12 protein-coding genes are annotated in these 14,582 nt (G+C 37.4%); 5 read left to right on the top strand and 7 right to left on the bottom strand.

All coding sequences use genetic code 11. The features are described from left to right. Window positions 1-36 precede the first annotated feature (36 nt). Window positions 37-234, bottom strand: coding sequence for a hypothetical protein (locus RVS70_RS01020; RefSeq protein ID WP_321132399.1), 198 nt, complete (start codon window positions 232-234; stop codon window positions 37-39). A 334-nt stretch (window positions 235-568) separates the two neighbouring features. Beyond that, window positions 569-1,429 (bottom strand): manganese catalase family protein, encoded by an 861-nt coding sequence (locus RVS70_RS01015; protein WP_121605726.1) that lies wholly within the window; start codon window positions 1,427-1,429, stop codon window positions 569-571. A gap of 337 nt (window positions 1,430-1,766) precedes the next feature. Here RVS70_RS01015 and RVS70_RS01010 point away from each other — a divergent pair, with 337 nt between their 5' ends. Continuing rightward, on the top strand, window positions 1,767-3,815 hold the full coding sequence (locus tag RVS70_RS01010; protein ID WP_321132398.1) for a thioredoxin domain-containing protein: 2,049 nt from the start codon (window positions 1,767-1,769) through the stop codon (window positions 3,813-3,815). Between the two features lie 139 nt (window positions 3,816-3,954). Then, window positions 3,955-4,086, top strand: a complete 132-nt coding sequence (locus tag RVS70_RS01005; RefSeq protein ID WP_255637716.1) for a hypothetical protein — start codon at window positions 3,955-3,957, stop codon at window positions 4,084-4,086. A gap of 210 nt (window positions 4,087-4,296) precedes the next feature. Here the strand turns inward: RVS70_RS01005 and RVS70_RS01000 are convergent, their stop codons facing one another. The 4 genes from RVS70_RS01000 to RVS70_RS00985 form a co-directional block, all read right to left on the bottom strand. Next, window positions 4,297-4,536: an indolepyruvate ferredoxin oxidoreductase subunit alpha gene (locus RVS70_RS01000; protein WP_026680412.1), complete on the bottom strand. Its 240-nt coding sequence runs from the start codon at window positions 4,534-4,536 to the stop codon at window positions 4,297-4,299. 111 nt (window positions 4,537-4,647) lie between these two features. After that, the gene (locus RVS70_RS00995; RefSeq protein ID WP_121605728.1) at window positions 4,648-6,162 is read right to left on the bottom strand and encodes an AbgT family transporter; all 1,515 of its coding nucleotides are present in this window, start codon (window positions 6,160-6,162) and stop codon (window positions 4,648-4,650) included. A 35-nt stretch (window positions 6,163-6,197) separates the two neighbouring features. Continuing rightward, window positions 6,198-7,487: an amidohydrolase gene (locus RVS70_RS00990; protein ID WP_321132397.1), complete on the bottom strand. Its 1,290-nt coding sequence runs from the start codon at window positions 7,485-7,487 to the stop codon at window positions 6,198-6,200. Next, complete coding sequence (locus RVS70_RS00985) at window positions 7,484-8,683, bottom strand: M20 metallopeptidase family protein (protein ID WP_026680415.1); 1,200 nt, start codon at window positions 8,681-8,683, stop codon at window positions 7,484-7,486. The genes RVS70_RS00990 and RVS70_RS00985 overlap by 4 nt, the downstream gene beginning before the upstream one ends. 364 nt (window positions 8,684-9,047) lie before the next feature. Between RVS70_RS00985 and RVS70_RS00980 the strand changes: the two genes are divergently transcribed. Beyond that, entirely contained in the window at window positions 9,048-9,245 is a 198-nt protein-coding gene (locus RVS70_RS00980; RefSeq protein WP_121605729.1) for a DUF2188 domain-containing protein, read from the top strand. Window positions 9,246-9,288: 43 nt separating this feature from the next. Here RVS70_RS00980 and RVS70_RS00975 read toward each other — a convergent pair whose 3' ends face one another. After that, window positions 9,289-11,463 carry a DNA topoisomerase III gene (locus RVS70_RS00975; protein ID WP_321132396.1) on the bottom strand — a complete coding sequence of 725 codons (2,175 nt, stop codon included), beginning with the start codon at window positions 11,461-11,463 and terminating at the stop codon, window positions 9,289-9,291. Window positions 11,464-11,676: 213 nt separating this feature from the next. Between RVS70_RS00975 and ytaF the strand changes: the two genes are divergently transcribed. Then, a complete protein-coding gene (gene ytaF / locus RVS70_RS00970; protein WP_026680418.1) occupies window positions 11,677-12,288 on the top strand; it encodes a sporulation membrane protein YtaF in 612 nt (203 codons plus the stop codon). Window positions 12,289-13,503: 1,215 nt separating this feature from the next. Further along, a complete protein-coding gene (locus RVS70_RS00965) occupies window positions 13,504-14,358 on the top strand; it encodes a S1 RNA-binding domain-containing protein (protein WP_026679594.1) in 855 nt (284 codons plus the stop codon). Window positions 14,359-14,582: the final 224 nt, after the last annotated feature.

Below are 14,582 nucleotides of genomic sequence, written 5' to 3'. Positions count from 1 at the left end.
TTTACGCTCCCTCTAGTAGCTATTATGGAATAATAGCTACTGCTTGACCACCACTCCGGCTGCCCAATTCCCTTTCCGTGGGGTTTGCCCTTCAGCTAACTTTTTTAGCAAAACCCGCTCAAAAAAGTGGATCTTCAGGTCAAACATTTCCCACAGGAGTTGAAGTGGCTGGCCTTCGTTATTATCAGGCTCTACAACGCTAGCATGAAGTAACACAGCTGCTTTTATAATCACGGATAACGATTTTCACTTTACCCATTGGAAAAAAAGTCAACCTATTACTTATGACAAGAATTGTTGCACCTTCTCATAGCGGAGACTAATTACGTAGACTCCTGCGGGATTAGCGCGAGCCGAAAATCCACTTTGCAACGTGTTCTTCTTTGCAAAGTTAGTTGAGGCCGCGCCCGCGGAAAGCGAAGTAATTCGTCGGAGCATTGCCAATATCCATCAAACATTTCAAAATAACTACTTGGCTTAACGCAGTCATTGCACTGATTTTATACTTTCTTAACTTAAAATAAAATATTAGCCTAGCTAATCCCTCATACGTTGCAAGGGATATAATTTATTTCAAATTTGGTTCTGGAGGATCATCTGAATGGCGAAGCGCCCAAAGTGGAGTGTCATATATATACGGTGGAGCAGGATCTAAATGTGGGACAGAACCAAAGGCAATTGGACGATCAACATAATTAAATGTGCCATAACCATCCATACTTGGACCAGATGCCCAACGCCCCTCCGCACTTGCATCACCTTGTGACAGATTGAACAACGTATAAGAGACCTGTTGCTTTTCTAATTCTCTTGGGAATGTACTCGGTACGACGATGTTTTCTTTTTCTTCTAATTCACATATGGCTGCATACCATTGATTCTGATGCATCGTATCACGAGCCAGTAGCCAAGAAAGCATGTCACGAACACCGGCATCATTCGTCATTTCATAGAGACGTGCTACTTGAAGACGACCTTGTGATTCTGCATTTAAATTTGCTCTAAAATCTGCGAGCAAATTCCCACTTGCAGCAATGTAGCTAGCCGTCCAACGATTTCCAACACTATCCACTGGCATAGCGCCTAATCCCGAAACTATTGCTTGCTGAGGGTTGGACCCCCCAATGATCGCTGCGATGACTGGGTCCTTTATAGCATCTTCCACCTCTACATCAGGTGCACCATCTAACAACCTTGCAATCATCGTTGCAATCATTTCAACATGGGCAATTTCTTCAGTCCCTGTATCCATCAATAAATCTTTATACTTTCCATTACCTCTTGTATTCCATCCTTGAAAAAGATATTGCATCATGACAGAAATCTCGCCAAATTGTCCTCCTAATATTTCTTGTAATTTTTTCGCAAAAACAGGATCTGGACGATCAGGTTTAGCATGATATTGTAATTCTTTCACATGATAAAACAAGAAAAACACCTCTTTTCTTTTTATAACTATTTAAGCCTCTGTTAACAAGCATATGTATACATCATGTTGTCCCATGTCATAAATAAAGTGAAACTTCAATCCAATCCGTGGGGGTTCTGTTTATTCCTCACTGATGGTTAGTACCACAAGGGTATGACTTAAAGACCTTTGAACCAATCGGACATTTACTGGCAGTTGATCCCCACTTATCCATATTAATTTCACTTTTGCTTGAAGTGCCCAGTTATATGCAGGAAAAAAATTTCCTTTCACCATGCTATTCTTGTTTGGAAAAATGATTTTTCGTGTATAGTGTGAATAGGAAGGATGTGTTTTAATGCCCAATCGATTAATGGATGAAAAATCTCCATATTTATTACAGCATGCTGACAACCCAGTTCATTGGTATGCATGGACTGAAGAAGCCTTTACAGCAGCCAAAGAGCAAAATAAACCAATATTTCTTTCCATTGGTTATAGTACTTGTCACTGGTGTCATGTTATGGCACACGAATCCTTTGAGGATGCGGAAGTGGCATCAATACTTAATGATCGTTATATCGCTATAAAGGTAGACAGAGAGGAACGACCAGATATTGATTCCATTTATATGAAGGTTTGCCAAATGATGACTGGACATGGGGGATGGCCATTATCCATTTTTATGACTCCTGACAAAATTCCTTTTTATGCTGGTACGTATTTTCCAAAGCACAAGAAATATGAAGTTCCAGGATTTGTCAATGTCTTACAACAGCTTTCTCGAAAGTTCACAGAAGATCCAAAGCATATAATCGAAGTTACCAAAAGTGTACAACAAGCCCTCCAAAAGAGTCATCCTTCTAAAGGAAATAATCGAATTTCTAAGGAGCAGCTTAATCAGGCTTACCATCAATTAGGTAAGAGCTTTGACTTCGAGTATGGTGGATTTGGTAAAGCACCTAAATTTCCTATGCCACACAACCTAATATTCTTAATGAGACATGCTTACTTAACGAAAAACACGGCAGCTTTAAAGATTGCTGAAAGCTCCTTACAAAGCATGGCTGCTGGTGGAATTTATGACCACATTGGCTTTGGATTTTCGAGATATGCAACAGATAAGGCATGGCTTGTACCTCATTTTGAAAAAATGCTCTATGATAATGCACTTTTGTTAATTGCATATGCGGAATGCTATCAAATTACACAACGTCCCTTTTATAAAAAAATTGGTGAAGAAATCATTACCTTTATTCTCAGAGAAATGACGGATGAGAAAGGCGCATTTTATTCTGCTATTGATGCAGATTCAGAAGGGGTTGAAGGGAAATATTATGTATGGAGCTATCAAGAAGTGATGAATATTTTAGATGAAGACCTTGGGGAGATTTATACAAGAATCTATGACATTTCGCCAAATGGTAATTTTGCAGGAAAAAATATTCCCAATCTTATTCAAGGTCATTTTGACCAAGTAGCCAACGAACTGGATCTCCCTAAAAAAGTGCTAGAGGAAAAATTAGAAGAAGCAAGACAAAAGCTTTTTGCAGAAAGACAAAAGCGAACCTATCCTCACGTCGATGATAAAGTTTTGACTAGCTGGAATGGATTAATGATTGCCGGTCTTGCCAAAGCTGGTAAAATTTTTCAAAATCAAAAATACATTAACGCTGCAATAAGAGCAGTACGTTTTATTGAGAATCATCTATTTCACAATGAACGGCTCATGGCACGTTATCGAGCTGGGGAAACAAAGTATCCAGGTTATATTGATGACTATGCCTTTTTACTATGGGGCTATGTAGAGTTATATGAAGCCACGTTTGATCTTACATTTTTGCATAAAAGCAAACAACTGGCAGAACAAATGCTGGAACTGTTTTGGGATAATGACAACGGCGGTTTGTACTTTACTGGTAAAGATAGCGAAAAATTAATCACTAAAGATAAAGAAGTATATGATGGTGCGATACCTTCTGGTAATAGTGTTGCAGCTGTTATGCTTATTCGTATTGGATATTTAACGGGGGAAACAAATTTCCTTGATCATGCTGAAGAAATGCACTATACATTTTATGAGGATATCGATGCACAACCTTCTGCTAGTCCATTCTTTCTACAGTCCGTTCAGCTATTTGATCATCCAACAAAAGAAGTCGTTATTATTGGGTTAGCTGACGATCCAAAAAAACAAGCTTTCATCGAACAGCTTCAGCAAATGTTCTTACCTGATGTATCGGTTCTCTCTCTGGGAACGAGTGAACAGGCAAATAATATTGCCGACTTTGCGAGCGTCTACAACCAGATCAACCAAGAAACTACGATTTATATTTGTGAAAACTTTTCCTGCCAACGTCCAACAACAAATATTGCCGAGGCAATAAAGAAAATTAGGAATAGGTAAATGTGTATCTCTAGCAAAGTCTATCGACATATATGAGGATGGGCTTCGTGATGAAACATTTCATAAGTCAATTGCGTTAATTTAAATGATTTGTTCATGGTATACTGAGTATAGGATGTGAAAAAGGAGTAATTTATACATGAAAGTAAAAATGAATGTACAAACAGCATACCATGGTGACTTATTACGTGCAGGAAAAATATATGAAGTTGATGATGAGACAGCAAAACGCTGGATCGCAAGTAAATTAGCGGTGAAAATCGAAGATTAGTCCAGCTTTTATCCCGCATATAACTGGCAATAGGATATTTTAATTAAAGCCGAACGGATTCAAATGGTACTCCCTCGGAAGTTAGAGTGAAAAAAATCTAACTTCTGAGAGCAATTCCATTCCGTTCGGCTTTTGCCGTTTTAACCACAGCGCTTTACACTTGTATCTAAATACCCTTGAGAGACAGCAACCACGTTCTTAAGTACGAATCTATCTATTAGCAAAAAATTCTTCTGCTTTTTCCAGAAAGACTTCTTGTTCTGGCGATATGTCATATTCCTCTTCTATTGCATCAACTGGACATACAGCTTTACATGCACCACAATCGATACATATATCTGGATCAATATAAAATTGATCTGGACCTTCTTCGATGCAATCAACTGGGCAAACGCTAACACATTCACCTGACTTTTCGCCTCGGCATGGATCTAGAATTACAAATGCCATCTATTATAACCTCCCTTATATCCTTAAACAAGCTTCCACTTCTTATTTAATGATACAGGTGATACGCATTGCAAGTAAACAGCTTGGAAAATTTTTTATCAGCAACTATATTTACAAGTAAACACCTATCCCTGGACCAAATGGGATGCCGAGGAATACAAAAAGTAATAATAAAATGATCCATGTAAGTAAGAAGCAGATACTGTATGGTAACATTAATGCAATTAGTGTACCAATTCCAGCCTTTTTATCATAATCCCGCATGAATGATAAAACAATAATTATATAGGGATTCATTGGCGTAATGACATTTGTAGAGGAATCAGCAATACGATATGCAACTTGGATAAAGGCGGGATGATAATCTAAATAATAAAACATTTTTAAAAAGATTGGTGCTTCCAATGTCCATTGTGCTGATCCACTAAAAATGAATAGATTTAGCACAGCTGTTAATAGCACAAATCCAATTACAACTGCTATACCTGTAAATCCAATAGATTCCAGGAAATTTGCTCCGCTTACTGCGATCCATGAACCGATATTGGACCAATCAAAATATGCAATAAATTGAGAAGCAGCAAAAATAAGGACAATGAAGCCAGACATATCTTTCATAGCTTCTCCCATATATTTACCTACATCACGAGAACTAGTAATCTTTTTAATAGTAACCCCGTATGTAATACCAGCAATAATAAATAATATTAAAATTAGTGGAACAATTCCATCTAGAAATGGCGAAGGTACAATTTTCCCCTCCGCACTACGTAGAGGAGAATTTGGTATAAATAATACAATTAATATTAGAGCAATATATACACTACTTGCGATTACCGCATTTTTTAGTGCTTTTATCTCAATCGGTTTCACCGCTTCAAATTCTTTCTTTACATTTCCCTCATACTTACCTAGACGTGGCTCTACAATTTTCTCTGTAACGAGAGCACCTACTATAGAAAGAACCACTACGGATACAATCATAAAATACCAATTATCTACTGGCGTTACAATCACATTTTCATCGAGTGTCTTCATTACTTCTGTTGAAATACCAGAGAGCAATACATCTGTACCATTAATCATAAAATTTGCTGTAAAACCAGAACCAACACCTGCAAAACCTGCAGCTAATCCAGCTAAAGGATGGCGACCAATATTATAAAACACCATCGCAGCTAATGGCGGTACAATAACAAAAGCTGCATCTGAAGCAATATTCCCTAAAATCCCTGTAAAAATCACTGCATATGTTACTAATGAAGTTGGTGCCTTCAAAATAGTACTTTTTATGCCAATTTCCAATAGTCCAACTTTATCTGCTAAACCAATCCCTAGCATCATTGCTAACACGAGCCCTAAAGGAGCAAATCCCACAAAATTATCTAGCATAGAGGTTAGAATAAATTCAAGACCTTCTTTAGAAATTAAGCTTTTAATAGCAACCTCTTGTCCATCAACTGGCTGTGTATAGGTAATGTCAAATAATGAAATGATCCAGGATAATAAAATTATAATTCCAGCTAAACTAATAAAAAGCATAAAGGGATCAGGTAATTTATTGCCAACCCGTTCAATTCCATTTAATAATTGAGTAGCTATTGAATTTTTTTCCTTTACTGCCATACACTTCGTCCTTTCTCTTGTACGTTTACACGTATTTAGTCGTTGCCTTTTAAAACAATATTTGCCAAAGCTTCTACGGCAACTATTAACACTTCTTCTTGGAAATCAAAGGCTTGATGATGATGAGGATGGTCTAAAGCTGTTCCAAATAACATATATGTTGCTTTACCACCACTTGCCTGAACTCGATTAATCATAAAACTCGCATCTTCAGATCCAGCCACCTTCGCTACAGGAATTACTTTCTTTACGTAGCTACTATTGTTACAAGCATTAATAATGGCAGAAGCAAGTGACTTACTACAATTGATTTCTTCTGTTTGACCGACCGCTTCTATTTCATAAGTAACATTCTGCATTATTGCTGCTGCCTCAACGATTCGCATGGCCTCGGAGCGTACATATTGATTAATGTCCTCTGTCTCTCCCCGTGTCTCTACTTCTAAATAAGCACTGTCAGGAATAATATTCCTACCACTACCAGCAACCATCTTCCCTACATTAATTCTCGTAATTCCATTGCTATGCCGAGGAATAGCGTACAGGTTTGCTACAGCAGTTGTTGCCGCTAAAAGTGCGTTTTTGCCAAGCTCTGGCTTCATTCCTGCGTGAGAGGCTGTCCCTTTAAAGTTAATGTTCAATTTTGACGAAGCAAGAAAACCATCCACTGTAGCTGTAATGGTACCGATTGGCAAGGACTCTATTCCGATATGTCCCGAATAGAAATAATCTACATCGTCCAACCAACCATTTTCTGTAATTGCTTTCGCACCGCGGCCACCTTCCTCAGCAGGTTGAAAGATCAATGTGAATTTTCCGCTAAGTTGTGCATGATAGCTAGAAATAAATGAGGCTAACCCAAGCCCGATTGTCATATGGCCATCATGGCCACATGCATGCATCACTTGCTTATTTGCTGATGCGAAGTTATGTTGAGCCGGAAAATGCTTTTTTTCATTCGTTTCTTCAATTGGAAGAGCATCAATATCAAAGCGAAAAGCCATATGATCACCTGATTTACCCGTATCCCAAGTAGCAATGACCCCCGTCATCCCACCTTGCATAGTAGAAAGCCAGTATTCATCAACGCCATTGTCTGTTGCTCTTTCCTCATACATATCCATTTGCTCTTTAGGAGGTAGACCCAAACGCACTTCCTTTTTCATCACATCTTCACCTAAATGAACCATAAAGCCAAGCCTGTTTAGTTCCTTTCCTAATTTATAGGTTGTCACATATTCCATAAAACCCAATTCTGGGTAGTTGTGAAAATCACGGCGCCAAGCAATAAGTTGTGGGTTTAATTTATTTAAGAAATCAATCATTCATTCTCTTCCTTTGCTAATTTTTCTAATGTATCTATAGCAACTTGCACTAAAAGTGACGTACCGATTGGCAATGCTCGTTCATTTAACTTAAAATGCGCATCATGTAGTGGAGCCTGTTCCTCAGGAATATCAATCTGGGTACCAAGCCAAATAAATGCCCCCGGATAATTCTCTAAAAATCTACTAAAGTCTTCGCCTGCTAAGGAAGGGCTTACATTTGGTGTTTCTCCATTTATTTTCTGTGCAGCTAGCCTGGCAACATTAGCCCATTTTGGCGTATTAATGGTTGCCGGGTATCCATCTAAATAAGTGATAGCAGCTTTTGCCTCAAAAACTTGTGCTACTTGATTCGTAATGGTAAAAAAACGTTCCTTTAATCGTTTACGAATTATTGGTGAATAGGTGCGAATCGACCCTTCTAATGTCACTTGGTTTGGAATAATGTTTGCTGCTTCACCACCATGAATTGTTCCAATTGTCACGACAGATGCTTCTAATGGGTCTAAGCTTCTGCTTACAATTGTTTGCAAGCTAGTAATAAGATGTCCAGCCGCTACCATGACATCATTTGTTTGATGTGGCATACTCGCATGCCCACCTTTACCACTTAGTGTAATTTCAAATCGATCCGAGGCACCCATCATTTCTTTATCACGAATACCAAATTGTCCGACTGGTAAGTCTGGCCATACATGCTGTCCATAAATAACATCTGGAGTATACTCAGCAAATACTCCATCATCAAGCATTACTTTAGATCCTCCAATAGGTGAATCCTCTTCAGCAGGTTGAAAAACTAATAGAATTGTTCCTTTTAACTGTTCACGCATTTGTTGAAGAACATGACCTGCTCCCAACAGCATTGCCGTATGTGCGTCATGACCACACGCATGCATAACATTTGCATAATTGGATGTGAAAGGATGATCATTTAGCTCCTGTATTGGTAAAGCATCCATATCTGCACGTAGCGCTACGACTTTACCAGGTTGTGTTCCTTTAATAATTCCTAATACGCCATGTTTAGCATAACCCGTTTGAAAAGCTATGCCGTATTCAGTTAGTTTCTCTTGAATAAAACGGGAGGTTGCCGCTTCATGATTACTCAATTCAGGATTCTGGTGTAAATAACGTCGTATTCTAATAACATCATCTTGGATTTCTCTTATTTGTTCTTTTAGAACATTTGTCATTCCCATGCCCCCTCTGTTTCATTTTTCGATAAAATTCGGCATATCAGAAGTATACAAAAAAAATTCGACAATGTATATTATATTATGAAAATTTATAAATATGTATTCATTGCCAATTTCGTTTTAATTATAAAATAACTGGGAATTACATAATTATAAATAAAGTTAAACTTCGATCAGTTGGAGGTTTTATTTATCCCACAGTGATTGTTCGTACCACTAGGGTATGACCTAAAGGGCTTTGAACCCATAGACATTTACTGGTAGTCGATAGCCCACCTATTTTATTGCTTGAAATGGGGGTATTACTGCCTGTTATATGTGTAATAAAATTTTTTTAAGTAAAGGAAAGGAGTTTTTACAGATGAAATCATATACCGTAATACCAAATGTCGATGCAACAGGATGGTTTGTGAAGTTAGAAAATGTAGCACCTGAGGAGTTATATGATGCAAAAGATGAAGCAATTGCAGTGGCGGTAGAAATGGCACAGGAGAATAGTCCAAGTAAAGTAACGATCTTAGATAGATTCCATAACGTTGTTGAAGAAACAAGTTATTAAACCAAAAAACGTGTCAGATCTATTCTGGCACGCTTTTTGGTGATTATTTATTTTTTAACTTTGCAAGTTGTTCAGCAAGCGCATTATTACTAAAACCATCCTCTTGCTTTTTCAAATATTTATTAACTTCTTTACGGGAAACGTTATGTTTCTTCTCTTTTTGTTTTCGTGCATTAAATGTAGCCAGTTTTTCACGATGACCACACTTACAGATAAATATTTGTCCGTCACCTTCACCTCGTAATTCGAGACGCTTATGACAATTTGGACAACGTGCATTGGTTTGTTTTGCTATATTTTTTTTATGGCCACAGGAACGATCCTGGCAAACAAGCATTCTACCTTTTTTATTTGTTATTTCCAGCATTAATTTTCCACATTCTGGACATTTTGTTCCTGTCATATTATCATGCTTGAATGTTTCTTTACTTGTTTTAATTTCCTGAACTACCTGTTTCGTGTATCCTTTAATCTCAGATATGAATTGCTTTTTATTCAATTTACCCTCAGCAATTTGTGTTAGTTTATCTTCCCATTCAGCCGTTAATGCCGGTGAACGCAATTCCTCTGGTACTAAATCGAGTAATTGTTTACCAGTTGAAGTGATAAATATATATTTCCCTTTCATTTCCATATACATATTATTAAATAATTTTTCAATAATATCAGCTCTGGTAGCTACCGTGCCAATGCCACCTGTTTTATTTAAAGTGCTTGCATGTTTTTTATTCGTTGTACCTAAATAACGTACTGGGTTTTCCATTGCTTGTAGTAGGGACCCCTCTGTAAAACGCTCTGGTGGCTTCGTTTCCCCTGCCGTAATGGTATAGGTACTAACCGTAAGTGTCTGGCCATTTTCTAAAGCAGGTAACTGTTGATCATCCGCCGATTCTCCGTCATCATAACGGTTATGGTATACTTCTTTCCAGCCTTGTTTTTTGATAATTTTTCCGTTTGCTGTAAACTGTTCTCCTTCTGTTTCAGCAAGCACGGTTGTTTGTTCAAATTCGTACGGGTCAGACAAAACAGCTAAAAATCGTTTTACAACCAAATCATAAATCTTCCGTTCTTTATCATTTAAATCTTCAAGAACTACTGATTGTTCAGTTGGAATAATCGCATGGTGGTCGGATACCTTTGCATTATCTACGACAGACTTAGATAGCTTTAAATCTTTCCTAAGAATTTTATTCGCAGTACGAGCGTATTGATCGACACCACAAGCTTTAACACGGTCCTTTAAAGTCGAAATAATATCAGATGAAAGTACACGAGAATCCGTTCTTGGATACGTTAAGACTTTATGCTGCTCATATAATTTCTGCATAATTGATAAAGTCTGTTTTCCTGAGAAATTAAAGATACGATTTGCATCACGCTGTAGTTCCGTTAAATCATAAAGCTGTGGAGCTGATTTCTTTTTATATTGCTTATCAATATGTGTAATTGTTAACGGCTTGTTTTGCACCTTTTTTTGTAAAGCTTCAGCCGCTTTTTTTGAAAAGATACGCTTATTATTCTTTTTGTCTTGCCATGTTAACGAAAAGCCTCGTTTCGTTTTCGCAGCTAAGCCATAAAATTTCTTCGGTTTAAATGATTTAATTTCAGCTTCTCGTGCAGCAATCATTGCAAGTGTTGGGGTTTGCACTCTTCCCGTTGATAATTGCGCATTAAATCTAGTTGTTAATGCTCTTGTTGCATTTAATCCAACATACCAATCTGCTTCAGATCGTGCGACCGCTGAAGCATATAAATTCTCAAATTCTTTGCCTGATTTTAATCGATTGAATCCATCACGGATTGCTTTATCCGTTACAGAAGAAATCCATAAACGCTTTAGTGGTTTTTGAACACGTGCTTTCTCCAATATCCAGCGGGCAACAAGCTCTCCCTCTCTTCCAGCATCAGTAGCAATGACAATTTCCTTCACATCTTTACGCTGAAGCTGTGCCTTTACAGCTTGAAATTGTTTTCCTGTCTTCTTAATAACAGCTAGTTTTAGATGGACAGGTAACATGGGCAAATCTTCAAGCTTCCACGTTTTGTATTTATTATCATACACTTCTGGATCCGCTAATGTAACTAAGTGGCCGAGAGCCCACGTTACGATATATTTGGAACCTTCTATAAAACCATTGCCTTTTTTATGACAATGTAATACGCGGGCAATATCTCGCCCTACGGAAGGCTTTTCTGCTAATACAACTATTTTACTCATCTTTAAATTCCTTTCTAAAAAGACCTATCCATTATTTTATCATATTTCAACCTGCGTTTCAGATCGGAGTAGTTAATCAAAATTTTAGACTTCCCCATTTTTATCGTCACACTCTTGGGCCTCCTTTATTACATCACTTTAAAAAGTTGGATACGCACAACAATTATAAAATAACCATACAATACCTTAGAAATAGATAAAGGAATTGGTGCTATGCTTTTTTATACTGGTTTAATTTTTTTAGTTATTGCAGTTAGCTTAGATGGATTTGGTGTAGGGATAACTTATGGCATGCGAAATATTCGTGTACCACTAAATGCGTTAATTATTATCATGCTATGTTCAGGAATTATCGTTTTGCTATCCATGACGATTGGAAATATGTTGACCTCCATTCTTTCCCCGAATATTGCTAGTATGCTTGGTGGAAGCATACTAATTATACTAGGTAGCTTTGCATTATTTAATTGCATCGTTCCCAGAAAAGAGCTGGAAGAGACAGATACAAATCAAAATATCTTATCGACCGTTCTATCTACCCCTGGTAAGGCTGATTTGGATCATTCTGGCGTTATTTCTCCAATGGAGGCAATCCTGCTAGGTTCTGCATTAGCACTTGATGCATTTGGTGCTGGAATTGGTGCCTCTATGTTAGGTTATGGAGCATTTTTAACAGCCGGTTTAATTGCAATTATGAGTGGTACATTTTTATTCTGTGGATTAAAAGCAGGGATATGGTTAGCGAAGAGCAGACAATTACAGCGTATGACTTTTCTTCCACCACTTTTATTAATTGCCCTTGGAATAACTAGCTTAATACATTAGGTTACGGAAAACACAAGTTGAACTGTACCCTATCAAATAAAATGTGAATATACTAATATCTAGTAAACTGCTTAAGCTGAAAAGAATGGAGCTTAGCAGTTTACTTTTTTGCATGAGTTTACTGGGGACTCTCCTTATTCAAATTCTCAACAAATAGCTTAGAGCTATCACCCCTAAAACTTAGAGAACAATCTGTTCTTTATGATGTGAAGAATGCTTCCAACGTATCAAGCCATATAAAGTGAAACTTCAATCCGTGGGGGGTGATTTTTTCCCCCACGGATTGTTAGTTAAACCAATCGGACATTTACTGGCAGTTGATCACTCTTCTCCATATTGCGTTCACTTCCTTGCTTGAAGTGGGAGCTTACTGCCAGTTATATGCGGGATAAAGTGAAACTTCAATCCGTGGGGGGTGATTTTTTCCCCCACGGATTGTTAGTACCACAAGGGTATGACCTAAAGGCCCTTAAACCAATCGGACATTTACTGGCAGTATTGCATATCCATTTAGCCATCTCCTTTTCCATATAAAAACTCGAAATCACTCCTAATATATTTTAAAAGGAAGTATTTCGAGTTAACTTATTAACATATTTTATTTAGAATAATGAGATTATCCAACCAATAACAACAATCGCTCCAATAATCATTAAAAGCATACGTAGCATCTTCTCATCCTTTCGTTTTATACGTGTTAGCTAAATACCCTTCATACAACCTTTAGAAACATTCATTCCCTTATCAAACATTACAACTCCATCTTACTTGACAACCCAATAATTTTATGAGATTATGATAGAGTTAACAAAATGGAGTAACAGATAAGTGATCTGGCATTCTACAATGTTTTTGAAGATGCTTATTCACACTGGCGCGACTAAGGGGTCGCAAGGACGTAAGAGCAGGTAGGGCTTACGTTGCTTAAGTTAGAGAACATCCAGTGGAAGTTTTACCGCGGTTAACGTGAAATTCTACACGGAAATCTATTTAGACGATTTCCAAAGTGAATAACATTATTATGTTATGTTGCATATTTCTTAGAAATGCTTAAGTATAAGCTAAACAACATCTGATATCAAAGAATTTCCCACCCGAAGATTATTTTGGGGATAAATAAAAATAAAACTTATGTGTTACTTTAGTATTAAAGGGGTACTCTTAAAAGTGAGTGCCCCTTTTCCAATATACATACAAATGAAAGTAGGTTACATAATGAATCAATTAGTTGGTACCATTCAAACGATGACAGTAGATCGGACCATTGAAACAGGATATGTATTAACCTTTGAAATGAATGAATTTCTATTACATCACAACGAAACCAATACCATATTAGAACCCAATCAAGAAGTGGACGTATTTATCTATATGGACAAGAAAGGAAAGGTTGTAGCTACAACAAAGCTTCCACATATAAAAATGGATATATACGATTGGGCAGAGGTCAAAAATGTTATTCCAAATCTTGGCGTATTTGTAGACATTGGTACAACAAAAGATATTCTTGTATCTAAAGATGACCTTCCCTTATTTGATCAGGTATGGCCACAAATTGGAGATAGGCTTTTTGTTACCTTAGGTAAGGATCAAAAAGGGAAATTGCTTGCTCTTCCTGCTAGCGAAGGGGTTATTGCTAGAGAATTGGAATTAGCGCCTGATTCCCTCTTAAATACAATGATTGAAGGAACAGTATATCGTACTAGTAGAGAAGGATCTGCTCTAATCACGGGTGATTTTTATCGTGGTTTTATTCATCACAGTGAAAGAAGGAAAGAACCTCGTCTTGGTCAGCAAGTAAATGGCCGAGTCATTGAAGTTAAACCAGATGGTACATTAAACATATCTCTACGCCCATTAAAGCAAGAAAGTATGCACGAAGATGCAGAAGCTATTTTACAGCATCTAGAAGCTAATGGAGGAGTTATACCTTTCAGTGATAAAAGTGATCCAGATGATATACGAGGAACTTTTCATATTAGTAAGGCTGCTTTCAAACGAGCTTTAGGAAAATTAATGAAAAATGGCAAGGTAGAGCAAAGAGAAGGAAAAACGTACTTAAAAAGCTAGTATTTTTGTAGTTCCATCTAAACGTATGCTCTTGACAGTGGTCCTAGTTTACATTTCCACTTGCTTATCAATGTAGATAGCATTTTCATTAGAAAACCTGAGCAAAATTCGCTCAGTCCTTATCACTAAATGCTCAGATTTACGCTTCCTCTAGTAGCTATTATGGAATAATAGCTACTGCTTGACCACCACTCCGGCTGCCCACTTCCCTTTCCGTGGGGTTT

Origin of the sequence: Virgibacillus sp. M23 (assembly GCF_034190895.1) — a bacterium.
Lineage (GTDB): Bacteria > Bacillota > Bacilli > Bacillales > Amphibacillaceae > Virgibacillus > Virgibacillus salarius.
This window is presented reverse-complemented; position numbering and strand designations above follow the sequence as displayed.

Bases quoted from the DNA above. Each gene is read 5' to 3' on its own strand.
- RVS70_RS01010 (WP_321132398.1), top strand. From the start codon at position 1,767: ATGCCCAATCGATTAATGGATGAAAAATCTCCATATTTATTACAGCAT.
- RVS70_RS01005 (WP_255637716.1), top strand. From the start codon at position 3,955: ATGAAAGTAAAAATGAATGTACAAACAGCATACCATGGTGACTTATTA.
- RVS70_RS01000 (WP_026680412.1), bottom strand. From the start codon at position 4,536: ATGGCATTTGTAATTCTAGATCCATGCCGAGGCGAAAAGTCAGGTGAA.
- RVS70_RS00995 (WP_121605728.1), bottom strand. From the start codon at position 6,162: ATGGCAGTAAAGGAAAAAAATTCAATAGCTACTCAATTATTAAATGGA.
- RVS70_RS00990 (WP_321132397.1), bottom strand. From the start codon at position 7,487: ATGATTGATTTCTTAAATAAATTAAACCCACAACTTATTGCTTGGCGC.
- RVS70_RS00985 (WP_026680415.1), bottom strand. From the start codon at position 8,683: ATGACAAATGTTCTAAAAGAACAAATAAGAGAAATCCAAGATGATGTT.
- RVS70_RS00980 (WP_121605729.1), top strand. From the start codon at position 9,048: ATGAAATCATATACCGTAATACCAAATGTCGATGCAACAGGATGGTTT.
- RVS70_RS00975 (WP_321132396.1), bottom strand. From the start codon at position 11,463: ATGAGTAAAATAGTTGTATTAGCAGAAAAGCCTTCCGTAGGGCGAGAT.
- ytaF (WP_026680418.1), top strand. From the start codon at position 11,677: ATGCTTTTTTATACTGGTTTAATTTTTTTAGTTATTGCAGTTAGCTTA.
- RVS70_RS00965 (WP_026679594.1), top strand. From the start codon at position 13,504: ATGAATCAATTAGTTGGTACCATTCAAACGATGACAGTAGATCGGACC.